Source organism: Candidatus Eisenbacteria bacterium, assembly GCA_005893305.1.
Lineage (GTDB): Bacteria > Eisenbacteria > RBG-16-71-46 > SZUA-252 > SZUA-252 > WS-9.
This window is the reverse complement of the sequence record VBOZ01000020.1, coordinates 1-24,298: the sequence shown is the minus strand read 5'-3', so window position 1 is coordinate 24,298 and position 24,298 is coordinate 1. Positions and strand designations below refer to the sequence as shown.

Below are 24,298 nucleotides of genomic sequence, written 5' to 3'. Positions count from 1 at the left end.
GCGTGGCCGCCGGCGCGCCGATTCTCGCCGAGGAAAATGTGGAGGACGTGCTCATCGTAGACGGCGCGTTCGTGCGGCCCGGCAAGCATTTCGCTCTCCGCGTGCGTGGGGACAGCATGAAGAACGCGGGGATCCTGGACGGCGACATCGCGATCGTGCATCACGACGCGCCGGTCAAGAGCGGAGAGATCGCGGTCGTGGTGATCGGCGAAGAGGCGACGGTGAAGCGCTTCTTCCCGCGTCGCGACAAGCTCCTCCTGATTCCCGAGAACGAGGACTACGAGCCGATCGAGGTGCGCCCGTCCGATCCCGATGTGCGGGTCGCGGGCAAGGTGGTGGGGGTTTTCCGGAGGCTTGGCTGATGACACAGAGTCCAGTCGATACGGTCCGCCGGCTCGTCGCGGCGATCAACGCGGGTAACCTGGACGCCGCGGTCGCTCTCTACGAGCCTTCGGGAGTTCTCCTTTCCCCGGAGGGCGCCCCGGCCCGCGGTACGGCCGAGCTTCGCGCCGCACTCGGAGGATTCATCGCGATGAAACCCAGGCTCGTGTCTCAGGCGGAGCGCGTCTTCGAATCGGGGGATCTCGCGCTCTACCTGAGTCGGTGGAGTCTCCACGGAACGGATCCCGGCGGGAAGCCGATCGCGCTCGCCGGGGAATCCACCGACGTGCTGCGGCGCCAGGCGGGCGGGAACTGGCTCATCGCGATCGACAATCCCTGGGGATTGAAGACGCTGCCGCCCGCGTAGGGAGGCTGACCGGGTTACTCGGGCTGGCATATCGGAGGCTTGGCTGATGGTCCATGCGAACTCATTTCCCAAGGCAAGCGACGGTTACTTCATGATCGAGTCGATCCACGATCCCATCGAAGTCATCACCATGTTCACGGCGGGACGGATGAAGCCGATCCGATTCCGCTGGAAGAGCAAGACGGTCAAGATCGCCAAGGTGACCGGCGATTGGGTCCGCCACGAGGGGCAGAACAAGATCCACTACTTCGCGCTCCTCGCCGACAACGCCGACTACTACGAGATCTGCTACGACTCGAGGGAGATGACCTGGCAGCTCACCCGGGTGTGGATGGAGGGATGATCGTCGGTGCGCGTCGTCGCCCACGTCGATATGGACGCGTTTTTCGCCTCGGTCGAGGAGAAGATGAATCCGCGGCTCGCGGGACATCCGCTCGCGGTGGGGGGCGATCTCAAGCGAAGAGGCGTCGTCTCCTCGGCGAACTACGAGGCGCGAACGTTCGGGGTGAGGGCGGGCATGCCGAACGCGGAGGCGCTCCGGCTCTGCCCTGACCTCACGCTGGTCGAGGGAAATCCCCAGAAGTACGTCCACATCTCGCTCCAAATCCTCGAGGTCTTGAAGGACTTCACGCCTATCGTCGAGCCGTTCAGCATCGACGAGGCGTTTCTGGATCTGACAGGGGCGCCGCGGTTACTGCAAGGGAAGACGAAGTCAAAGGGCGTCGGTGCCGACGCCAGTGCCCGTGCCGGCGCGGGGCCGCGCACCCCTGAAGAGCTGCTCGACGCCGCGATACCGGTCGCCCGCGCGATCCAGCGCGCCATCCACCGCCGCACCGACCTCACCGCGACGATCGGAATGGGGCCGAACAAATACATCGCGAAGATGGCGAGTGGGGTGGAGAAGCCGCGCGGATTGACCCCGCTGACGCAGGAGGGCTACCGGAGGTATTTCTGGCCACGAGGCGTGCAGGACCTTTGGGGAATCGGCGAGAAGACGCGGATCGCGCTCGAGAAGCTCGGAATCAGCACGATCGGGCAGCTCGCCCACTTCCCGAAGGAGTTCCTCACGTACCACTTCGGGCTGAACGGCGACCGGATGCGGGATGCGGCGCTCGGCGAAGACGAGGGCGAGGTCATTCCGTACTACCGGGGAGTGCCGGTCAAATCGATGGGACACGAGTTCACGCTTTCGCACGACGTCGACTCGAGGGAGCGGATCGGGGCGCACCTACTGCGTTTGAGCGATCAGGTGGGACGGCGCATGCGCCAGGACGGGTATCTCGGGAGAATTGTTTCCGTGAAGCTCCGAGATTCGCAATTCCGAACGACCATCCGCCAGCGGGCGCTTCCATATCTAATGAACGATGAGAGCTTGATCCACAAGACCTCCTCCGCCCTTCTCGATGAGAACTGGGATGGGCGTCCCCTTCGCCTGATCGGCGTTTCGGTCTCGGGGCTCGTCGCTTCCGGGAACGCGGCGCAACCGAGCCTCTTCGACGCGGATGAGCGCAGGCGTAAAATGATCGAGGCGGTCGACTCTCTTCGGGACCGCTTCGGCGACACGGCGCTCGTCAGAGCGGGCGCCATCGAGTAACTCACTCCCCATCGGATGGCCACCCCTATGATCCTGATCGGCACCTCGGGCTACTCCTTCCCGGACTGGGTTGGCCCCTTCTATCCGCTGGGCACCGACCGCGGGAAGATGCTCGACCATTACGTTCAACATTTCCCAACCGTCGAGGTGAACGCGACCTACTACCGCATCCCTCCGCCGAGCACGCTCCACGCGATGGAGCGGAAGACGCCGCCAGGATTCGAGTTCGTCGTGAAGGCCCACCACGACATGACCCACAAGCGAAGCCTCGATGATGAGATCTATCAGGCGTTCGCCCGTTCCGTCGATCCGCTGCTCCAGGCGGGGAAGCTGAGCGGCGTTCTCGCGCAATTCCCGTACGCGTTCCGCAGGACGCGGGAGAACGAGAAGTTTCTGGGCGAGATGAAGCAGCGCCTCCCCGGGACGCATCTCTTCGTCGAGTTCCGGCACAACTCCTGGGTCCGTGACGAGCGCCACGGCAGGTCCGATGACATCTTTTCGTGGCTCGAGGAGCAGGGGCTTGGGTACGTGAGCGTGGACGAGCCCGATCTCCCTGGACTCGTGCCGCCGGTCGCGCGGGCGACCGGTTCCGTGGGATATGTCCGGCTCCACGGCCGGAACAAGGAGAACTGGTGGCGGCCGGATGGGGCGGTGAGGGCCTTCCCGGATTCGGCGCCGCGTCCCAAACGGGAGCGACCGGGCGGAATGCCGCGCGGAGCAGCGGACTACGGCCCGCTCTTCGCGACGGACGCAGCCGCTGCCTCGGCCGACACGGCGGCGCCCGACACCGCCGCGGCCGACACCGCCCCGCCGAAGCCGCGTCCTTCGAACCCGGGCGATCGGTACGACTACCTCTACTCCGAGGCCGAGCTCAAAGAATGGGTCGACAAGATCCGCGACCTTTCGATGAAGGCGAAGAAGACCTTCGTCTTCTTCAACAATTGCCACGTGGGTCAGGCCGCGACCGGCGCGAAGTTGATGCGGCGGCTTCTCGAGGGGGAGGGCCTCCTGTGATTGCCGTGAACGGAGAGACGCTCCCATGACACCGGGCGGCCCCGGACTCTTCGCCCCCACTCCACGTGCGGATTCGCCGGAGACAATCGCCGAGTTCGAGGCGCTCCTCTCTTCGATCACCGCGGGCGGGAGGGGTCCTCGGAATCGCGAGTGGATCGACGGGCCCGATGGGCGGCGCCTTCGCCCGACCGAGCTGGTCCACCTGGAGCATCTCCCCGCGCGCCCGGCCTCCTACGCCGAGCTCGAGAGCCCGCTTCCCGACGCGCTCCGGGAGGTCCTCGATGCCCAGGGAATCTCGCGGCTCTATTCCCATCAAGCCAGCGCCATCGAGCTGGCCCGCGCGGGTACGAATGTCGTCATCGCGACGGGCACGGCTTCCGGGAAGTCGCTCGCCTACCACATCCCGATCTTGGAGCGCCTTCTCCTCGAGCCGAGCGCGGTCGCGCTCTACCTCTTTCCGACCAAGGCGCTCGCGCAGGATCAGCTCCGCGGCCTCACGCGGATGGCCGAGAGCTCGCCGGCGCTCCGCCGCGCCCTCGTGGCGGGGACATACGACGGCGACACGCCGGGGCAGACACGGCGCCGGTTCCGGGAGCAGGCGAACGCGATCCTGACCAATCCCGACATGCTTCATCAGGGGATCCTCCCCTATCATTCCCGGTGGAGCCGCGTCTTCTCGAACCTTCGCTACGTCGTGGTCGACGAAGTGCACACGTACCGGGGCATCTTCGGCTCGCACGTCGCGAACGTGCTCCGCCGTCTGCGCCGCGTCGCGCGCCACTACGGCTCCGACCCACGCTTCCTGCTCTCGTCCGCTACGATCCGTAACCCTGGGGATCTGGCCGAGCTTCTCGTGGGCGACGAGGTCAAGGTTGTGGACGAGGACGGCGCGCCGCGCGGACCCAAGCTCTTCGCATTCTGGAATCCCAAGCACGCGGAGGGCGAGGGAGCGGGACGCGCAAGCGCCTCAATCGAGGCGGAGCGAATCCTAGTGTCGTTGATGCGCCGCGGCGTCCAATCGATCGTCTTCACCAAGACCCGCGTCTCCGCCGAGCTCATCTATCGCTACGCGCGCGAGCGGCTGGAACGCGACAAGGATGGGCTCGCCGACCGGCTGAGCGCCTACCGCGGCGGATATCTCCCCGAGGAGCGCCGCGCGATCGAGAGGCGGCTCTTCGAAGGGGAGCTTCGCGGCGTGATCTCGACGAACGCGCTCGAGCTTGGGATCGACGTCGGCTCGCTCGACGCGGCGGTCCTCGTGGGGTTTCCGAACACGATCGCGAGCACGTGGCAGCAGGCGGGGCGCGCGGGCCGCTCGCAGACCCCGGCGCTGGCGCTCGTGATCGCCTACGACGACCCGATCGATCAATACCTCATGCGCCACCCGGAGCACTTCTTCAGCCAGACCCCCGAAAACGCGGTGCTCGATCCCGAGAACCCGTATGTCCTCGCCTCACACCTCGCCTGCGCCGCGTACGAGCTGCCCCTCACCCCCGACGACGAATCGCTCTTCGGGAGCCGCGCTTCTCGAATCGCGACGCTCCTCGAGGAGGAGGGGACGATGAAGTCGCTCGACGGACTCCGGTACTGGTCCTCAGCGGATTACCCGGCGGGGAAGGTAAATCTCAGGACAATCTCCGACGACACGTTCACGATCCTGGACCAAGGACAGGCGAACGCCGTCCTCGCGACGGTGGACGCGATCAGCGCGCCGGAGCTGGTCTACCCGGAGGCGATCTACCTCCACGACGGCGACACGTTCTTCGTCCGCGAGCTGGACCTGAAGCAGAAGATCGCGTACGTGGAGCGGCGCGAGGTCGACTACTACACGCAGCCGGTCCTCGACACGAGGCTCAAGCTGCTCGAGACGCGGGAGACCCGGCGGTGGAACGAGTGCGAGATCGGGCTCGGGACCGCGGACGTCTCGTGGGCGACCGTGGCGATGAAGAAGATCCGGTTCCGGAGCCTCGACGCGATCGGCTATCACCCCCTTGACCTGCCTCGGCAGAATCTCGAGACGGTCGCGCTCTGGATCCGCCCCGAGGAGAGCGTCCGCGCCGCGGTGAGGGTGAAGGGCCTCAATCCCAGCGAGGGCATGTCGGGCCTCCGGAATCTCCTCATCACGCTCCTCCCGCTCCACGTGATGTGCGACCGGCCCGATCTCGGCGGCATTCTCGACAGCGGAAATCTCGGCGAGCAGGCGATCTTTCTCTACGACCGCTACCACGGGGGCCTCGGCTACTCGGAGCGGGGATACGGCTTGGTCGAGGAGCTTTTGCGCGCCGCCCTCCACATGGTGGAGGAGTGTCCCTGCGACGTCGGTTGTCCCTCGTGCGTCGGGCTGCCGATCCTGCGCCCGGCGCAGCAACAGGACTACGACCTCCATGGAGGATGGCCGATCCCAAGCAAGGCCGCGGCCGAAGCACTCTTGCGCCGGCTCTTGGGCACATAGAGGAGGGCGCAATCACTCAGGCCATGCTCTCCCGCGCGCTTCGACAGCGGCTAGGCGATCTTGCCCGCGAGGCCAAGCCTCCGCGTGGAGCGGGCCTAACGTCCGCGTCGGCCTCATCTGCGGCCGCGGCCGCCGCGACGGGTGCAGCCGCGACGCTACCCCTCTTCCCGTCGTGCGAGCTTAAGGTAGAGCCGGTCGGGATCGAGGAGGTCCTCCCGGGCGGGATCCTCGAGGGTCCCCACGGGCCCCTCTTCATTCATGAGCGGCTCTACACGGAGCTTGGGGAGCGGCCCTTCCCGCTCTTGAGCAACCTCTCGGCTCTCTCCGAGAGCGACTCCACCGGAAACGGCTTTGGCGGGCACGCCCGGTTCCGGCGTCGCAGCCGGGCGCGCGATCTACCGGAGATCGCCGCGGAGGTCGAGTCGCCGGAGCGCGGCCTCTTCCGCCGCTACGGTCACCGGAGGATGCTCTTCCTCGACATCGAGACGTGCGGGCTTTCGGCGGCGCCGGTTTTCCTGGTTGGGCTCTGCATGGTCGGCGATCGAAATCTTGTTCTCCGCCAGCTCTTCGCGCGCGACTACAGCGAAGAGCGCGCCCTCCTCGAGGAGCTCGCGCGCCTGGCTCGCGAGTTCGACTTCCTCGTGACGTTCAACGGGAAGTCGTTCGACGTGCCGTTCCTCCGCGACCGCGCGACCCATCACCGGATGGCCTTCTCGCTGGAGCTTCCGCACCTCGACCTCCTCTGGATGGCGCGACGCCGGTGGAAGCACATGCTTCCGGACTGCCGGCTCAAGACCCTGGAGTGGCACGTGCTCCGGCGCAGGAGGGCGGGGGATGTTTCGGGGGCCGAGATTCCGGGGCTCTACCACGACTTCGTCAAGCGGGGGGAGCCGTACCGGCTCCTGCCGGTCTTCCACCACAACCTGCTCGACGTGGTCGCGATGGTGGAGTTGATCCCGCCCCTCTTCGATCCGGACGCCGTGACCTATTAGGGCCGCTTCAGCTCGAAGCGGATCACGCCGGGCTCCGAGCCACTCTCCTCAATCCGGAGGAATCCGTTCTTCTCGAGCACACGGATCGAGGGTGTGAGATCGGGGAACGTCTCCGCGATCACCCGTGTCACGGCGGGGTCACGAAGCGCGCGATCGATGAGCCCGCGGGCGCCTTCGGTGGCCAGGCCCTTCCTTTGATACGCCTCAACGACCGAGTAGCCGATCTCTACCGTGCCGTCGGCGGACGGCTTCCCCTTGTAGCCGCCGTTTCCGATCGCGAGCGGGCCGCCGGTCGGCCCCTCGCGCAGCAGGAAGTACCACATGCCCCAGTTGCCGATTTCCGGATCCTCTTCTAGAAGGCGGATCATCCAGCGGTTCGACTGCTCGTCGTTCAGCGGGGGAGGCCACGGGGCGGCGACCTCGGCCCCCAGCAGGCGCGCGAACTCCTCGGGGCGGGCGAGCTCGGCCCGGAGCATAGGCAGCGTCGCGGCCACCAGGGTCAGGCGTTGGGTTTCAAGGCGCGATGTATTCATCCGCTCCATTGCCTCAGGTTGGTTCGACAGTGTCGAAACTCCGACGCGGCATGCCCGCCAGTCGTCGACGGGAAGTGGCGCCGCCGATTCCCATTCTACGACCCGATCAAGAGTTGGCGCGGACCGAAACCGGTCCTCGCACGCCCTCTCGAGGCACGTCCCTTGCGACGTGCCGGCACCGTGTCGCGGACGGCGTGACCCTGCATGCGCGTCTTGCCACGGCACGACCCGCTGGACCGGCGGGCCCGCGCGCCTGGGTAGGACGGGGGGAGACGCGCGATGTGGAAGATCGCGTTCGCTCCCAGGGCGTAGTTGAGGGACTACGCCTTGGATGGGAGGAAAGGGCTCGTCGGGGCGCCGTGCGCCCACGCGGAATAGATCGGCGGCACGGGATCCGGCCCCACCTCACGCCAATAGCCGGGTCCCGTCCGCCCCTTGTCCCGTCCGCCCCTTGCGGGCGCGCCGCCGCGCGACCGCGCTCGAGGGCCGCCCAACCGCGCCGCCCCCGCATCAGTACACTCGCACCGGCAGGATCACCATCGGAAGGCCGTGGAACGCGAGGCGCCGCTGGAGCGCGGGGCACGTCTGATTGTGCAGCCATCGGAGCACGGAGCGCTCCTTCTGGAACACGAGCTGGCCGCCGAACGAGACCGAGCGCGGATAATCCTCGCTCGCCTTCAAAATCAGCTGCTCCAACTCATCCACGATGTCGGTCCCGATCGCATATCGATACTCGGCGGGCAACCCCAACTTCCTCGCGAAATCGACGTACTTCTGGAGATCCGACTCGGTGCTCAGGCGCAAGGCCTCGATCTCGTCCGCTCCCTTGAATTTTCCGGAGTCGATCGCTCCCACCGAGACGAACACGACCTGCTTGAATTGATGTGGGAAGACCCGGAACAAGTTGAGCAGTGAGTGGATTCCGAGACCGCCGAACCCGACGACCGTGAGGATCGCGGTCTGGGCGGTCCGCTTGAGGGGCGCCTGCGTCGGCTCGGTGCTCGGAAGAGGCACGTTGGAAAGGCTCTCGTCGAGGCGCCGCAGGCTCACGCCGGTGCGGATGTAGTGTTGGCGGATCGACGCGCAGACGAGGCAGATCATTCCCGTCGCGAGGAGGGTGGCCCAGCCTCCCTCCATGAACTTGAACGATACCGTGCCGATGAGGAGCGATCCGGTGACGGCGAAGCCGAGCAGGCTGATGAAGAGTGGTCCCCGCCAGGCCTTCCCCTCGCGCCTCAGGTGGATCGCGTCCCGGCACATGCCGAGCTGCGCCAGGGCGAACGTGAGAAAGACGTTGATCGAGTAGAGCACGACCAGGATGTGCACCGCCCCCTGTGTGAAGAGGAGGACCGCTCCCGCCGAGAGCGCGATGAACAGAACCCCGTTCGACGTGACCAGGCGCTCGGAGAGGTTGGAGAAGCGCGACGGCACCCACCGGTCGAACGCCATGTAGACGAGGACGCGCGGTCCTCCGAGGAAGCCGGTCTGCGCGGCCACGAAGAGGAGCGTCCCCGCGGAGACCAGCGTCAGCGCGACCAGGATCTCGCCGAGACGGTTCCCGGGGGCGAACACCTGGCCCGCGATCGCCGACCAGAGAACGGCGTTCAGCGTCTTCCCGGGCACCGGGTTCACCTGGTAGAGGAGGTAGTTGACGAGAATTCCGGCCGCGATCACGGCGAGTGAAACCGCCATGTAGCGCATCGTGATCTTCGCGGTCGCCACCTTCGGCTCGCGGAGCATCGGCACGCCGTTCGAGACGGCCTCGATTCCCGTATAGGTGCCGCCTCCGAGGGTGAACGCACGGAACACGATCATGATGAGCGGAATCCAACCCGTCATCTGGACCGCGTTGGCCGATTGCTCCCTCAAGTGATGCACCTCAACAGGGATCTGATGGATGTTCAGCGCGATGCCGGCCACGATCGCGGTCGCGTGCGTCAGGATGAAGAGGAGGAAGATCGGTGAGATGACCGCGACCGATTCGCGAACGCCCCGCAGGTTCAAGATCGTGAGCGCCGCCAGGAGCCCGAATGTGAACGGGAGATACGCGAAATGGAGCGAGGGCGGCACGAGGCTGAAGATCGACTCCGAGCACGCGGCGAGCGAGATCGCGACGGTCAGCACGTAGTCGACGAGAAGGGCGCTCCCCGACACAAGCCCGGCGCCGGATCCCAGCAGCTTCGTGGCGACCACGTAGCCGCCGCCTCCCGCGGGGAACCGCTCGATGATGCGCGTATAGCTCGCGGCGATCACCGTCACGGTGATCGCGGTCAGGAGCGCGAGCGGAATCGCGAGGAAGGTGTTCTCGTGAAGCGCTCGGAACGCGGCTTCCGGCCCGTACGCGCTCGACGAGAGCCCGTCGGCGCCCAGGCCGACCCACGCCAGGAACGCGGCGAGCGAGATCTTGTGAAACAGCTGCGGGTCGGTGAGCGCGCGCGCGGGCCCGATGATGGCCGCGAACGCCCGTCGCAGGAATCTGACGGGGGCGGACTCGAACTGCTCCGAAGGCGGAGGATCCGGCGGCGGCTCGGGGATGTTGCTGGGTGCCGGCTCGTCCTGTGTGAGTTCTGCCATGGGAGCGCGCAACTATATACCCGGGACACACCCTCCGCAAATGGGACCGCCCCGGCGGGAAGACCCCACCGGGGCGGCGTATCGACTCAAACCGCCCTTAGACGGCCGTGACGTTCGCAGCCTGCTTGCCCTTCGGACCCTCGACGATCTCGAATTCGACCGCTTGGCCCTCGGCCAGGGTCTTGAACCCGTCACCCTGGATGGCGGAGTAATGAACGAATACGTCCTCCCCGCCGGCCTGCTGGATGAAGCCAAAACCCTTGGCCTCGTTGAACCACTTTACCGTTCCGCGCTTACGCATGTGCCATCACCTCCCCTCGTGGAGCGTGCTCATGGAGCCCATTTTCACGCCCTGGTTCCCAGGCGCGCGAAAAGCCCTCGCGGGGCGAACGTGGTTCACCCCGCACGGGCAGACTCCGGCGGCTCTGGGATTCTGGTTCGTCATTGTTGTTGGAAATTGCTTCAGCGTTCCGACACCGTTTAGTGCTTTGAACCTTGCCGCGTGCCAGCGCTGAAGCCAAGACAACGACTGCGAGTGCGAGGCAACACCATTGCAGGTTTCCAAAGCGAGCCAAAGCTGACCGGCCGAAGCCGATCCGAAGACCCCTTGACGGTAGACCCCTCCGTTCAGCCTGTCAAAGGGAAATTCGGCAGTGGCAGGCCAATCTTGACCGCCGAATTCCCACCGGATGCGGCGCCCGCGGCGCCTTGACCCCGGCCGGGCGCGACCGTAACGTGGGCGCTGATTGAAGGCTGAGACCGCTTCCCGCTTCCCACGGAGGTGCCATGCCGCGATCGGTACGCGCCGCGCTCGCCTTATCCGCGCTCGCGCTTCTTCCTATGATCCACCCGCCCGCCGCGGGCGCATCCGACGGCGCGATCCGCGCGAGCGGCCGGCCGGAGATCGTGATCTACAACGACGATGTGGCCCTCGTGCGTGAGCCGAAGATCCTGACGCTTCCAAAGGGCGTGAGCGAGATCGCGCTGGAGGGCGTCCCGCAGCGGCTCGATTCCACCTCCACCCGCCTGGAGGGAACCGGATTCCGAGTGCTCCGGCAGACGTTCCGGTTCGACCTCTGGAACGGCGACCGGGTGTTCCGGCGCTTTCTCGGCGATTCGATCTCCTACCGCTACGGGGGGAAGGCCTATCACGGCGTGCTCGCGGGGATCGACGGCGATGATCTCTTCATCGTGCGCCGCGACTCGGCCCAGGTGCTCACGATGTTCAAGCGGGGTCAGATCAGCGAGGTCGAGTTTCCGTCGCGCCTCAAGCTCCGAGCGCGCCCCTCGCTTCTGTGGCAGATCGAGTCCGCCATGGGCGGGGAGGAGAAGGGGACGCTTTCCTATCTGACGGCGGGAATCGAGTGGAGCGCCGAGTACTCGGCCGTCCTCGATGCCGACGAGCAAAGCGTCGAGCTGAGCGGATGGGCGACCATCGTGAACCGGTCGGGGAGCTCATTCGCCGACGCCAAGGTCTCGCTCGTCGCGGGGGAGATCCACCGCGACAGCGGAACTCCCGATCGGGGCGCCGCCGTGGAGGAAGCGCCCGCCGCGCCGGCCGCGCGCCCCAACGATCTCTTCGCGTACCATTCGTACCCGCTCGCGGGAACGATGGACCTCGATCAACTCGCCACCGTGCAGGCGGCGATCCTATCGCCGACGCGCGTTGCCGCCGTCCGCACCTATCGCTACGACGGCGCGCGAGACGGCTCCAAGATCCGGGTCCAGGTCGAATTCGGGAACGAGAAGGGCTCCGGCCTCGGCCTGCCGCTCCCCGAAGGACGGGTTCGGGTCTACGCCGCGGACTTGGGCGGCGCCTCCACGCTCGTCGGCGAGGATCGGCTGCCGCACACGGCGGCGGGGGAGCGGATCCGGATCTTGAGCGGGATCGCGTTCGACCTGGTCGGGGAGAGAAGTCGCGCTTCCCACACGCGCATCTCGCGCAACGTGACCGAGGACGAGTTCCGCATCCAGCTCCGGAACCACGGCTCCAAGCCGGCGAAGGTGACGGTGGTCGAGAGTCTCTACGGGAACTGGGAGATCACCCAGAAGTCGCACGACTTCCGGAAGAAGGACGCGGACACGGCCGAGTTCGACGTTCCGGTGCCGGCGGGGAAAGAGTCGGTCCTCACATACACGGTGCGCTACACCTTCTGATGCGCAGCGCGCTCGGTGGGATCGTGGTCGTGGCGGCGCTCGCCGCGTGTGGCGTCCCTGCCGCGCTCGCCGGGGAGCGGTCGCTCCAATGGGTCTTCTTCCGCGACCACGGATCCGGCGCCTCACTCGACTCTGCCCTCACCGCGGCCGAGGGTCTCCTCTCTCCCAGGGCGCTCGCCCGACGCGCCAAGGCGATCCGCGAGCGGGATACTCCGGCGGCGGCCGATCGCCTCGTCGACGAGCGCGACCTCGAGCCCGCCGCGTCGTACGTCTCGGCCGTCGGCACTGCCGGGGTCACGATCCGCACGATCTCGCGCTGGCTGAACGCGGTGAGCATCGAGGCCGACGCCGAAGCGGTCGCCGCCATCGAGGCCCTGCCGTTCGTCGCCGGCGTGCGCCCCGTGGGCGTGTTCACGCGGGATCGGGCCGCAGCGGCCGACGAATTCAGCTTCGGTCCGGCCGCGCACCAGCTCGAGATGCTCGGGGTCCCCGAAGCGCATGCGATGGGATATCGGGGCGAGGGCGTTCTGATCTGCGTTCTCGATTCAGGCTTCGAGCTGGGGCACGAGGCATTCGACCAGCTCACCGTGCGCGCCACGCGCGACTTCGTCTTCCACGACGAGGTCGCGTCCTACGATCCGACCCAGGACGTTCCCGGTCAGTCGATCCACGGAACCACGGTCCTCTCGGTGATCGCGGGCTACGCGCCGGGGAGGATCATCGGCCCGGCCTATCGCGCGGACTACCTGCTCGCGAAGACGGAGCGGATCGGGTCGGAGACGCGAGTGGAGGAGGACGCCTGGTGCGAGGCGATCGAGTGGGCCGAGTCGGTGGGCGCCGACATCGCCGCCAGCTCGCTCTCCTACTACCTGTGGTACTCGCCCGAGGATCGCGACGGACGAACCGCGCTCGTAAGCCGCTTCGCGAACGTCGCGTTTGAGCGCGGGCTCTTGATCGTGAACTCGATGGGGAACACGGGGCCGCGGGAATGGAGCTTGAACCCGCCCGCGGACGCTCCGGGCGTGATCGCGGTCGGCGCGGTCGATTGGAACGGCAGCCTCGCCGGTTTCAGCTCGGTGGGTCCGACGTGGGACGGGCGCGTGAAGCCCGACCTGGTCGCGATGGGCTCGGGCGTCGCCTTGGTGACGGCGCGCTCGCGCGACCGGTACGGTCACGGGAGCGGCACGTCCTACTCCTCACCGCTCGTCGCGGGGTGCGCCGCGATCGTGTTGAGCGCCCACCCTGATTGGGGTCCCGAAGCCGTGCGCGAGGCCCTGGTGATGAGTGGCGATCGCGCGAGCCGGCCCGACAATCGCTACGGGTGGGGCGTCCCGAACGTTCGGGACGCGATCCTCTATCCCTTCCTCGAGGGAAGGATCATTGACGATCGAACGCGCGAGCCGATCGCCGGGGCCAGAATCCGCTGGGAACCAGCGGGGCGGGTCGATTCGACGCGCGCGGCGCCCGGAGATTCTCCACCCCGGGGGACCTCGCAGTCGGACTCCACCGGCGCCTACGTCGTGCCCAACCTTCCGCCGGGAATCTTTCGCATCCGGGTCGACGCGCCGGGATACGTCGAGGGAGTGTCACAGCGGCTCGAGGTCCCGCCGAGTCTCGGGGACGTAAATCTAGAGCTGCGCTATCAGGGGAAGTGAAGCGGCGCCGGTCGCCCCCTCGCTCCCAGCTATTTGAATCGGAGGTCCCGAAGCCCCTGGGACGAGCCCTCCCACACGATGCGGCCCTCTTTCCGAAAGCGGTAGTCGGGATGCTTCTTCAAGAACTTCACGGCGGCCTCGCGGAGCAGGATCCCCGTTCGGTCGGCCGGGCCGGTCTTGGCTAGGATCGCGTAGCCGTCGCCGCCCTCGTAGAGAAAGTCGACTGTGGCGACGCGGTAGGTTCGGTCCGATTCCAGCGGCTTCTTGTTCACTCGGATGTAGCTCGCGCGATCGCCCCGGATCACGAACGAGACTCCGGAGACCTGCGCGAATCCGCCCTTCCCGATCCTCCCGCCGGAGAAGTCGAGGAGCTCGCGGAGCCGCCACCCCGGCATCGACACCACGACGATGCGGTTGTCGAACGGCAGCGTCGAGTAGACATCCCCGACTGTGACGTTCCCGGCGGGGAGGGGCGCGCGGATTCCGCCGGAGTTGATGATCGCCACGTCCGCGCCAACCGCGTCGCGCATCACGTCGGCGACGAAGTTCCCCAGAGGCGTTTCGCCCTCGCGCAGGCTGCTCGAGGGAATGCGGGCCGGTGAGCGGAAAATCGGCTGAGACATCGAGGCCTCGATGGAATCGGCGTACGGCTTGAGGAGCGCCGCCACGCGCGGATCCTCGCCGTCCGCCGGACGGACCCGCTCCAGGCGTCCCGCGTATCGCGCGAGGCGATCCCCATCGAAGTAGAGCGCGATCCTCCCCAGGAACTCGCCGCGGTACCCCGCCTGGGCGATCGCGGTGCCGTGATACCCGTTGGGGGTCGCGTTCGGCACCAGAATGGGCCGCTCGAGGCTTGTGTGGGAGTGACCGCCGATGATGAGGTCGATCCCGGGCACGCGGCTCGCCAGCCTGCGGTCGGCGTCGACGCCGATGTGGGAGATGCAGATCACGATGGTCGCCTTTTTTCGAAGCTCCGGGACGAGCCGCTCCGCGATCGAGATCGGATCGGCCACGGCGACCCCTCCGTTCGGGCCGACCGCGACGATGTGCGTGAGATCCGCCGTCGTCAGCCCGAAGAGGGCCGCGGTCCGGCCGGCTCCAAGGTCGTGGATCAGGTACGGCCGGGTGAGATATCGAAGGGGCGCCGTTTCGGGGACCCGCTTGCCCCCGATCCACCGCGAGCCGTGCCGGTCGGACACGGGAACCGCTTCCTTTCCTTCCGCCCACGCGCTCTCGGCAGCCACGAATACGTTCGCGCTCAAAATCTCAAAGCGGGCGTGAGAGCTCGACCGGAGCCAGGCCGCCGGACCGTCGTCGAGATCATGATTTCCGAGGGCGCCGGCGTCGTACGCCATCAGGGACATCGCCCGGTAGTCCGGGACTCCGCGGAAGAAGTTGAAATAGGGCGTCCCCTGGAAGACGTCGCCGGCATCGAGCAGGAGCGTGTGGCCCACGCGGCTGCGCTCCTTCTCGATCAACGCCGCCCGCGCGGCCGCGCCTCCGGCCAGCGTCCCGTCCTCCTCCTGAAACGGCATCAACCGCGCGTGTGTGTCATTCGTGTGAAGAATGATGAGGGAGTCGATCCGGCCGGCGCGCTCGGCCGCGTCGGCGCGCGTCCCATGGCCGGCGGACGAGGAGCGGCAGTCCACCGCGGGGACGAGGCCCAGGAAGAGCACGGCGGCAACCCAGGCGGGGAGGACGCGCGGAACAAAATGCTTGACACAAGTCACGATAAACTATATGGTTATGGACGTCAGGGTATCGATCCCCGTTCCCGCCGTACTTGCGGAGATCCAGGCAGCATCGAGTGGAATGCAGTGACCCAGGTCCAACCGTCCCCTCACTTCCGTAGCCTACCCCCGGTCCCCTCGGTTTCTCCAGAACTGCCCCCGGCGCGCCTCGCCCACCGGGGAGAATGTGCTTTCATACCGGTGAGGGCGTAACGGAGGTTTCATGGCCGAAGAAGACAGGGTACTGAAATGTCGCGACTGTGGCGAAGAGTTCGTCTTTACGGCGGGCGAGCAGACGTTTTACAAGGAGCGCGGTTTCCAGCACGAACCGACCCGCTGCCGCCGGTGTAGAGACGAAAAGAAGCGCCACGGAGGTCCCGGGGTTGCCGGTGGCGCGCCGCAGGTGACGGGAGTATCGTCCGGAAGAGAGTTCCACGAGGCCGTCTGCTCCTCGTGCGGCGTGACGACGCAGGTTCCGTTCCGCCCCACGCCGGGAAAGCCGGTCTACTGTCGGGACTGCTTCCAATCGGTGCGATCGCCGAGAGGAGTGAGCACGTAATCGGCGCAAGTCCCGTAATCGCCCATACCATCTCGGACCGGAAGGAGGGCGCCCGCACTTGAAGCACCGCGGAGCGGTCAAGTGGTTCAGCGAGGCCAAGGGATACGGATTCATCCGGGAAGATTCGGGAGAGGAGTTCTTCGTTCACCATTCGGCGATCCAAGCGGACGGGTTTCGAACGCTGAGTGAGGGGCAGATCGTCGAGTTCGAGCCGATGGACGGACAGAAGGGGAAGCAGGCCGCGAACGTCGTGAAGATCGACGCCTGACGCGCGTCGATTGTCGCAGCGTGGCGCCTGCCGCGACCCCGGCGGGGATTTCCCCGTCGGGGTTCGCTTTTGGAACCCAATGGAGTAGACTCTCCCGCCGGATCAAAGGCATTCATACGCCATCGGAGGGTCGGTTTCACATGCGTTTTTCTTCCGTCATCCTGCTGGCCTCCACCCTCGCGCTTCAGCTTCCCGCATCCGTCTCGGCCGCCCCGCAGCTTACGCGCACCCTCTCCAACAAGACGACCCTCGTGGTTCGCGAGAACCGCACGCGGCCGCTCGTCTCGATCCAGGTCTGGGTCAAGGCCGGCTCCCGGGATGAGCAGCTCAAGGAGCGCGGCGTCGCCGCGGTTCTTGCCCGCGCTCTCTTCGCCGGGACCAAGAATCGCGAGCAGAAGAAGATCGCGGAGGAGCTGAACCGCTACGGTGGATCTTCCGGGAGCGAGGCCGGCTACTCGTATTCGCTGTTCCAAGTCACCGTTCCCGCGCGCTCCTTCGGTATCGGCCTCGATGTTCTGAGCGACGTCGTACTGCATCCGCGCCTCAGCTCGAGGGACATCACTCAGGCGGTCGACCTGGCGAAGAGCGAGTCGGGGACCATGCTGCAGGCGGCGGAGCGCGCCTCGATCAATCCGGCGCGCGAGGCGCTGCATCCCGGAACGCCGCTCGCGTGGCCGGTCGCCGTGCCCCCGCTGGAGCTGGGAACGGTCACGCAGTCGATCGCCGAGCGGTTCTACAAGTCGTATTACGTCGCGGAGAACATGGTGGTCGTCGTCGTGGGCGACGTCGACCCGGAGGACGTCGCCCGGCGGGTCGAGATTGCCTTTCAGGACGCGCCGAAAGGGAAGGCGCCGCCGCGCGCGCGATTCACCGAAAAGCCGTTCGCGGGTCCGCTGATCCGGAATCTGTCGAATTTCGGCGATACCGAGGGCGCCGCGCTGACGGTCGCGTTCCGCGCGCCGGCGTGGGGTACCGCCGACGCCCTCGCGCTGGACGTGCTGATGGCGCTGCTCGTGGAAAGCCCGAGCTCCCGCGCGCAGAAGCGGATGATCGAGAAGGGCGGCGAGTTCGTGGTGGCCGCCGCGCAGCGCGCGTTCGAGGCGGACGGCGGCACCGTGACGGTCTCGGTTCGCGCCCAGCCGGAGCGTATGCGGGACGCGGAAGATGGGCTCTTCGCGCTGCTCGAGCAGTCGCGGTCGACGCCGGTGACGCAGGAAGACCTCGACGCCGCGGTCGCATCGGTCATGTCGCGCGACCTCTACTCCGAGGCCGAGTTTTCGGGTCTGGGAAAGGCGACCGGCCTCGCGGTCCTGCAGGGGCGCCCGGGCGCCGACGAGGTCTACTTCCAGCGACTCAAGGCGATCCGCCCCGGGGACCTGGTCGCGGTGGCGAATCAATATCTCGACATGAAGCAGGCGGCGATCATCGAGATGATGCCCGCGTCGACCGCGGACAGCCTCGGGCTACGCCAGGACTTCGAGAAGCGCATTCGAGAGAAGATCGGCATCAACCAGGCCGCCTACAAGCAGGGGCCGAAAGTGACGCAGAGCGCGGAGCCGGAGAGGGTGCGGCGGATCGACGCTCCCCTCGCGCAGATCCCTGCCGCTCCGTTCGACGCCGGCCGGTCGCGCGTCGATCTCGCGACCTTGTCGGGTGGCCTTAGGGTTCTCACCAGCGAGGACCGAAGCGTCCCGCTCGTGACGATCGGCGTCTACCTGGCCGGGGGCGTCCGCTATGAGAACGACAAGAACAACGGCGTCACGACGATGCTCCGCGAGCTGCTTCTGAGCAGCGCCGATTCCAAGGCCGCGGGAGCTCAATACCGGCACTCCTTGGCCGACGTGGGCCGGCTCGTGCCGTACCAGGACCGCGACATGTGGGGGGTCTCGCTCTCCGTCCCCGCCGATTCCTGGCGCGACGCGCTCGGGCGCCTGGGCGCGATGTTCGCCCACCCCGAGATCGATACGGTGTCGGTCGACGCGACACGGCTACTGGTGCTGAACGCGCTCGACAAATGGCTCGACGACGAGTCGGCGCAGCGGGCTCGGCTCATCTTTCCGACCAAGTATCAGGTCTCCGGTTACCGGCTGCCCGGACTCGGAAACCGGAAGAACCTGATCACGATGCCCTTCTCGGACATCGAGGCGTGGTATCGGAAGTTCGTGGTTCGCGGAAATACGGTCGTCGCCGTCTTCGGAAACGTGAAGCCGGCGGACGTGGGACCTGCCGTTGACGAGGCGTTCCGCGACGTCTCCGCCAAGCCGTTCCAGCCGGGGACGATCGCCAAGGAGGGCGAGTTCGAGGGCTTTCGGGAGAAGTGGGAGCTGGGTGGGGGCCCGGATTGCACCGTCACCCTCGCGTTCAACGGGCCGCTCCCAACCAGCCCGGATATGCCGACCCTGTATGTCATCAACTCGGTCCTGAGCGGGCCGAGCGGCTGGTTCAGGCAATACTTGGAATCGAACGAGTTCGTGAGGGGCGCCACATCCATCGTTTCCCAGGCCATGGACGAATCGCCGATCATCGCGTCCATGACGATCAAGGGGCCGGTGCAGGAGGAGGACGCGGTGAAGCTCCTCTTCCGTCAGTTCAAGAAGATCGCGTACCTTCCGCTGACGGAAGAGATGGCCGACACGCTGCGGTACGCCAAGTCCAATGCCGTCGGGTCGTACCTGAGCCTGCTCAGCTCCAACACGACGAGGGCATTCCAATCCGCGCGCGGCGAGATCTTCGGACTGAGTGTGGACTATCCGGTGATCTTGCCCGCGAAGATGGACGCGGTCACAGCGGACGATCTGTTGCGTGTCGGACTCAAGTACTTCGAGAAGGACGAGTTCAACCGACGCCCCTACGCCATCTCCGAAACCCGCCCCGGCGGCTGGTAGCCAGGCCGGGCGCGGCGGCCACCGACCCGTGACCCGCGAGGCCGTCACCGTCATCGCGACGGTCTGGAACGAAGCCGCGGAGATCGATGTTCTCCTCGACTCCCTCCTCCGCGGATCGAGGATCCCCGACGAAATCGTGATCGCGGACGGCGGCTCGACCGACGACACGTACGGACGCCTCAGCAAGCGCGCCGCCGCGGATTCGCGCATCCGGGCCCTCCTCGCGCCCGGCAACCGGTCGGTGGGCAGGAACGCCGCGGTTCGCGCCGCCTGCCACGCCATCATCGCCTGCACCGACGCCGGGGTCGAGGTCGATCCCGAGTGGCTCGAGTGGCTGGTTCGCCCCTTCGAGAACGACTCGGGCGTGGATGTCGTCGCAGGCTTCTACCGGCCCGTCGGCGCCACCCCGTTCGAGCGCGCGGCCGGCGTCGTTTCCGCTCCCAGCCTGAGCGAGGTCGACCTCGCCCGCTTTCTCCCCTCCACCCGCTCCGTCGCATTCCGTCGCGCCGCGTTCGAGCTGGTCGGAGGGTTCGACGAATCCCTGTCCCACAACGAGGACACGCCGTTCGCGCTCGCGCTGAAGCGCGAAGGTCGCAAGTTCGCGTTCGCCCCTGAGGCGATCGTCCGCTGGCACCCCCGGGGAAACCTGCGCGCCTTCATGCATCAGCATCGGAGGTTCGGGACAGGAGACGGGGAGTCGCGCGTGCAGGGTTGGTTCTACGCCACGATCGCCGCGAAGTACGCCGCCGGGTTAGCACTCTTCGCGGCCGGCTTCTGGTTCATGCCCGCGTGGCTGCTCCTCGCGCTGGCGGTCGGGATCTTCGTCGCTTCACAGGCCCGGCGCGGCTCCGGCCGAATCCCGCCGCGTGAGGCAATCTTCCTCGTCCCACTTCTCAAGGTCGCGTACGACCTCGCGTACCTGTGGGGCTACGCGAGGGGAAGGATGGGGCCACGTAGGGGGCTTAGTTAGCCGACGTGCGGGGGCGCCGCTGACCGGCGGTGGGGGCGTAGCGGGGATCAACCTGCGGGCGCTGTGCTTGCTCGCGGGGGAGCGGGCGCGATATCCCCGGGCGCGAGTTGACCCTCAGCGCTTTTTCAGCGGGCCCGCATAGTTTGACCACCGGGCATATCGACCCGCTCCCATTTCCGCTCGCTGCGCAGGCGCCCTTCGGTTGATCCCCGCTACGCCCCCTGCGCGGCCTCTTTCTCCACCTCGGTCGTCTCATCAGGGCGCGGGTTGAAGATCGCCGCGAGCTCGCTCCGGAGCTGGCCCTCGTCGAGATTCCACTTCAGCTCCCCCTTGTGCGCGATCGAGATCGCGCCCGTCTCCTCCGACACGACGAAGACGCACGCGTCGGTCTCCTCCGCCAATCCCAGCGCCGCGCGGTGCCGCGTGCCCAGAATCGGCGAGAGGCCGGGGGTCTCGCTCAAGGGAAGGATGCAGCCGGCTGCCGCGATCTGGTCGCTGCGGATGACGACCGCGCCGTCGTGGAGCGGGGAGTGCGGTGTGAAGAGCGTCTCCAGCAGCTCCTTCGTGACCGCGGCGTCGAGCTTCGTCCCGGTCTCGATGTAGTCGCGCAGCCCCATGTCGCGCTCGACGACGATGAGGGCGCCGCGCCGCTCCTTGCTCATGTCCTCCACCGCGGCCAGGATCTCTTTCAAGACGCCGCCGTCGCCGACCCGGATGAGGGCGCGGAGCAGCCGGTTCTGGCCGACGTGCGTGAGAAGCGCGCGGAGCTCCGGCTGGAAGAGGATCACGAAGAGGATGACCCACACGGTCTTCAGGCTGCCGATGATCCAGTTGAGCGCGTTCAGGCGGAACCACTGGGCGATGATCGAGGCGATCACGATGAAGACGAGACCCACGAACATCTGCGCCGCCCGGGTCCCCTTGATCATGGCGAAGAGGCGATAGAAGAGGAACGCCACGATCAGGATGTCGATCACGTCGACCAGGATCTGCGGTTTCAGCTCGATCACGCCCGGGTCTCCAGAGGAGGCAAAGCCTCGGGAGCGAGTTCCCGAAGCGCTTCAGCGGCACGGAGGGCGTCCAAGGTTTCCTGGACGTCGTGGGTCCGAAAGATCCGGGCTCCCAGCCCGTAGGCGGCCACGCTGACGCCGAGGCCCGCCGCGAGCCGGCGCTCGATCGGTGCTCCGGTACAGGCGCCGAGGAACGACTTCCGCGATACTCCGATGTACAGGGGTCGCCCCAGCGCGGTCAAGAGCGGAAGCCCGCGCAGCGCCTCGAGACTCTGCCCGGCCCGCTTGGAGAAGCCGATGCCCGGGTCGAGCGCGATCCGCTCCCGCTCCACCCCTCGGGCTTCCGCCATCCGAAGGCGCGCCGCGAGAAAATCCCGCACCTCGGCCGCGACGTCCCCGTACTCGCGCGGCTCATGCAGGCGCGACGGAGCGCCGACGGAATGCATGAGGACGAGCCCGGCCCGCTCGCGCGCGGCGTGATCGGCGATCGAAGGATCGACGCCGAGCCCGCTGACGTCGTTCACCATGGCCGCACCGGAGTCGAGCGCCCGCCGCGCGACCTCGCCCCAGTAGGTGTCGACCGACAGGGGAATCGGGAGCCGCTTTGCGAGGGCCTCGATCACGGGCCCGATCCGTGCCCATTCCTCGTCCGGTCCCGCCGGCTCGGTCCCCCCGGGACGCGTGCTCTGTCCTCCCACGTCGACGGCGTCGGCGCCTTCCTCAGCCAGCTCCTCGCCGCGCCTGATCGCGCGCTCCGGGGGAAAGAAAAGACCCCCGTCCGAGAACGAATCGGGGGTCACGTTCAAGATTCCTACCACGCGCGCCCGCCGGGTCAGATCCCAGGAGCCGAGCCGGTGGGTGAAGATCACGCGCTCACGCCAAGCCGGGGCTCTCCGTGGGAGCGACGCGCGGGACCGGCGCCTTCTCACGGGGGCCGCCGGCCTCCTCTTCCGTCGCGGCCGCGGCGGCCGAAGCATGGCCGTCGCCGCGATCTCGGGTGATCGGCTCGAGCGTCTCGCCGCGAAGGACCTTCTCGACTTCCTCGCCGTCCAGGATCTCCCGCTCCAAGAGGGCGGCGGATAGAACGTGCAGCTTGTCGACGTTGTCGCTCAGAAGCTGGCGGGCCCGGTTGTACGCGCCTTCCACGAGCCCCCTCACTTCCTCGTCGATCATGATCGCGGTCTTCTCGCTGTAGTCGCGGCTCTGGGAGATCTCCCGGCCCAGGAAGACGAACTCCTCCTTGCTGCCGAACGTGAGCGGTCCCAGCCGCTCGCTCATCCCCCACTCGCAGACCATGCGGCGTGCGATGTTGGTGGCGCGCCGGATGTCGTCCTGCGCCCCGGTCGTGAGCTGGTTCAGCACGATCTGCTCGGCGGCCCGCCCGCCCATCAGGTGGGTCAGGATCTGGAGCCAGTAGTCGCGCGAGAAGGAATGACGCTCGTCCTGGGGCAGGTACGCGGTGAGCCCGAGGGCACGCCCGCGCGGGATGATCGTCACCTTGTGGACCTTGTCGCTCCCGGGCTGGAGCCACGCCACGAGCGCGTGGCCCGCCTCGTGATACGACGTGCTCTTCTTCTCGGTGTCGGAGATCACGAGGCTCCGCCGCTCGGTCCCCATCATCACCTTGTCCTTGGCGTCCTCGAAATCCTGATCGTTGACGCGCTTGTGGTTCCGGCGCGCCGCCAGGAGAGCCGCCTCGTTCACCAGATTTGCGAGATCGGCGCCGACCATGCCGGGCGTGCCGCGCGCGATGATATTGAGATTGACGTCCTCGGAGACCGGGATGTTCCGCGTGTGGACACGGAGAATCCCCTCGCGTCCGCGCACGTCCGGCACGTCGACCACGATCTGCCGGTCGAAGCGCCCTGGCCGAAGCAGCGCGGGGTCGAGCACGTCGGGCCGGTTCGTCGCGGCGATCAGGATCACGCCGTCGTTCGATTCGAAGCCGTCCATCTCGACGAGGAGCTGATTCAAGGTCTGCTCGCGCTCGTCGTGACCGCCGCCCAAGCCCGCTCCGCGGTGGCGACCCACGGCGTCGATCTCATCGATGAAGATGATGCAGGGCGCGTTCCGCTTCCCTTGATCGAATAGGTCGCGTACGCGCGAGGCTCCCACTCCGACGAACATCTCCACGAAGTCGGATCCGGAGAGCGAGAAGAACGGAACGCCCGCCTCGCCGGCCACCGCCTTCGCGAGCAGGGTCTTGCCGGTGCCCGGAGGGCCGAGGAGAAGCGCGCCCTTCGGAATTCTTCCGCCGAGGCGCTGGAATTTCTTCGGATCCCGGAGGAACTCGATGATCTCCTCGAGCTCCTGCTTCGCCTCGTCCGCGCCGGCGACGTCCTTGAACGTCACCTTGGGACTCGACTCGAGGGCGACCTTGGGGCGGCTCTTGCCGAACTTCATGGCGCTCGCGCCGCCCGACTGGAGCTGGCGAATCATCACCATCCAGAGGACGATCAACCCGATGAACGGAATGTACGAGAGGGCGAGCCCCCACCAGTTCATTCCCGGAGGCTTGGAATTGACGACCACGTTGGGATCCTTCGCGAGGATCGCCCTTCCGATGTCCTTGTCCTCCGCGGGGAGGTAGACCTTGAAGAAGACGTAGGAGACGGGGCGCCCCTCGACGTGGGTCAGCGCGCCCTGCTTCAGCTCGCCTGCCACCTCGCGCTCCACGATCGTCGCGGCCTTGATGTTCGCCTGGTCGATCTGCTGGAGGAACTCGGAGTAGGGAATCTCGTGCGTCTTCGCCTTGATCTCGCCGTAGACCTGCACGAAGACGAGGACGGCGAGGACGAGAATGACCCAGAGCAATGCCGTCCGGAGCGGCTTCGCCGGCCCGAACGGGGTCGGCTTCCGCTGCGGCGGACGGGGTGGGACCGGTGGCCGGCGCGGCGTGCGGTTCGACTGCTTGCGCGCTAGCGGGCGATGATCTTTATCGTGACGTTGGCTCAAATCGGCTCCTTGGCTTTCACGGTGATGTACGACGGTGACGTTCCCCTTGGCCTATCGGCAGAGCCCTCAAGGCTCTCTACCATTGGATGGTGCACTCCGCGCCGCGGGTTCGTTAATCCGGAGCTCCAGCAACACGCGGCCCCCGTCCCTTCGGGCCCGGATTCCGCCCGGGAGATCGGCCGAACGGCGGGAGGGAGTCGTG

Annotated in this window: 18 protein-coding genes and 1 pseudogene (1 of these 19 cut by a window edge); 12 read left to right on the top strand and 7 right to left on the bottom strand. The window is 67.0% G+C overall.

The genetic code is table 11. The features are described 5' to 3' along the window. From E6K79_07615 to E6K79_07585, 7 genes and pseudogenes are all read left to right on the top strand, one after another. A pseudogene (locus tag E6K79_07615) lies at positions 1-60 on the top strand (hypothetical protein) (it extends 372 nt beyond the left edge of the window). Positions 61-361: 301 nt separating this feature from the next. Next, positions 362-748 (top strand): DUF4440 domain-containing protein, encoded by a 387-nt coding sequence (locus E6K79_07610; GenBank protein ID TMQ64485.1) that lies wholly within the window; start codon positions 362-364, stop codon positions 746-748. 46 nt (positions 749-794) lie between these two features. Continuing rightward, the gene (locus tag E6K79_07605; GenBank protein ID TMQ64484.1) at positions 795-1,091 is read left to right on the top strand and encodes a hypothetical protein; all 297 of its coding nucleotides are present in this window, start codon (positions 795-797) and stop codon (positions 1,089-1,091) included. Positions 1,092-1,097: 6 nt separating this feature from the next. Further along, positions 1,098-2,342, top strand: coding sequence for a DNA polymerase IV (locus tag E6K79_07600; protein TMQ64483.1), 1,245 nt, complete (start codon positions 1,098-1,100; stop codon positions 2,340-2,342). A 15-nt stretch (positions 2,343-2,357) separates the two neighbouring features. Next, positions 2,358-3,356, top strand: a complete 999-nt coding sequence (locus E6K79_07595; GenBank protein TMQ64482.1) for a DUF72 domain-containing protein — start codon at positions 2,358-2,360, stop codon at positions 3,354-3,356. 25 nt (positions 3,357-3,381) lie between these two features. Continuing rightward, positions 3,382-5,808 carry a DEAD/DEAH box helicase gene (locus E6K79_07590; GenBank protein TMQ64481.1) on the top strand — a complete coding sequence of 809 codons (2,427 nt, stop codon included), beginning with the start codon at positions 3,382-3,384 and terminating at the stop codon, positions 5,806-5,808. Then, positions 5,748-6,800, top strand: coding sequence for a hypothetical protein (locus E6K79_07585; GenBank protein ID TMQ64480.1), 1,053 nt, complete (start codon positions 5,748-5,750; stop codon positions 6,798-6,800). The genes E6K79_07590 and E6K79_07585 overlap by 61 nt, the downstream gene beginning before the upstream one ends. Here the strand turns inward: E6K79_07585 and E6K79_07580 are convergent. From E6K79_07580 to E6K79_07570, 3 genes are all read right to left on the bottom strand, one after another. Next, complete coding sequence (locus E6K79_07580) at positions 6,797-7,342, bottom strand: GNAT family N-acetyltransferase (GenBank protein ID TMQ64479.1); 546 nt, start codon at positions 7,340-7,342, stop codon at positions 6,797-6,799. The two genes, E6K79_07585 and E6K79_07580, sit on opposite strands and share 4 nt — an antisense overlap. A 501-nt stretch (positions 7,343-7,843) precedes the next feature. Next, the gene (locus E6K79_07575; protein TMQ64478.1) at positions 7,844-9,907 is read right to left on the bottom strand and encodes an APC family permease; all 2,064 of its coding nucleotides are present in this window, start codon (positions 9,905-9,907) and stop codon (positions 7,844-7,846) included. Between the two features lie 97 nt (positions 9,908-10,004). Further along, positions 10,005-10,208, bottom strand: coding sequence for a cold-shock protein (locus E6K79_07570; GenBank protein ID TMQ64477.1), 204 nt, complete (start codon positions 10,206-10,208; stop codon positions 10,005-10,007). 1,123 nt (positions 10,209-11,331) lie between these two features. Here E6K79_07570 and E6K79_07565 point away from each other — a divergent pair. After that, positions 11,332-13,719 (top strand): hypothetical protein, encoded by a 2,388-nt coding sequence (locus E6K79_07565; GenBank protein ID TMQ64476.1) that lies wholly within the window; start codon positions 11,332-11,334, stop codon positions 13,717-13,719. Positions 13,720-13,748: 29 nt separating this feature from the next. On the opposite strand, the gene E6K79_07560 is transcribed toward E6K79_07565, so the two are convergent. Continuing rightward, positions 13,749-15,449 (bottom strand): hypothetical protein, encoded by a 1,701-nt coding sequence (locus E6K79_07560; protein TMQ64475.1) that lies wholly within the window; start codon positions 15,447-15,449, stop codon positions 13,749-13,751. A gap of 223 nt (positions 15,450-15,672) precedes the next feature. Here E6K79_07560 and E6K79_07555 point away from each other — a divergent pair, with 223 nt between their 5' ends. The 4 genes from E6K79_07555 to E6K79_07540 all read left to right on the top strand — a co-directional run bounded on the left by E6K79_07555 (position 15,673) and on the right by E6K79_07540 (position 20,131). Continuing rightward, positions 15,673-16,008 (top strand): zinc-binding protein, encoded by a 336-nt coding sequence (locus tag E6K79_07555; GenBank protein ID TMQ64474.1) that lies wholly within the window; start codon positions 15,673-15,675, stop codon positions 16,006-16,008. A 58-nt stretch (positions 16,009-16,066) separates the two neighbouring features. Further along, positions 16,067-16,276 carry a cold shock domain-containing protein gene (locus tag E6K79_07550; protein TMQ64473.1) on the top strand — a complete coding sequence of 70 codons (210 nt, stop codon included), beginning with the start codon at positions 16,067-16,069 and terminating at the stop codon, positions 16,274-16,276. Positions 16,277-16,416: 140 nt separating this feature from the next. Beyond that, positions 16,417-19,161: an insulinase family protein gene (locus E6K79_07545; protein ID TMQ64472.1), complete on the top strand. Its 2,745-nt coding sequence runs from the start codon at positions 16,417-16,419 to the stop codon at positions 19,159-19,161. Beyond that, the gene (locus E6K79_07540; GenBank protein TMQ64471.1) at positions 19,070-20,131 is read left to right on the top strand and encodes a glycosyltransferase; all 1,062 of its coding nucleotides are present in this window, start codon (positions 19,070-19,072) and stop codon (positions 20,129-20,131) included. The genes E6K79_07545 and E6K79_07540 overlap by 92 nt, the downstream gene beginning before the upstream one ends. A 212-nt stretch (positions 20,132-20,343) precedes the next feature. Here E6K79_07540 and E6K79_07535 read toward each other — a convergent pair whose 3' ends face one another. The 3 genes from E6K79_07535 to E6K79_07525 are packed head-to-tail and all read right to left on the bottom strand — an operon-like array spanning position 20,344 to position 23,943. Beyond that, positions 20,344-21,141: a TIGR00159 family protein gene (locus E6K79_07535; protein ID TMQ64470.1), complete on the bottom strand. Its 798-nt coding sequence runs from the start codon at positions 21,139-21,141 to the stop codon at positions 20,344-20,346. Continuing rightward, the gene (gene folP / locus E6K79_07530; GenBank protein ID TMQ64469.1) at positions 21,138-22,118 is read right to left on the bottom strand and encodes a dihydropteroate synthase; all 981 of its coding nucleotides are present in this window, start codon (positions 22,116-22,118) and stop codon (positions 21,138-21,140) included. The genes E6K79_07535 and folP overlap by 4 nt, the downstream gene beginning before the upstream one ends. Next, positions 22,015-23,943 carry an ATP-dependent metallopeptidase FtsH/Yme1/Tma family protein gene (locus E6K79_07525; GenBank protein ID TMQ64486.1) on the bottom strand — a complete coding sequence of 643 codons (1,929 nt, stop codon included), beginning with the start codon at positions 23,941-23,943 and terminating at the stop codon, positions 22,015-22,017. The genes folP and E6K79_07525 overlap by 104 nt, the downstream gene beginning before the upstream one ends. Positions 23,944-24,298: the final 355 nt, after the last annotated feature.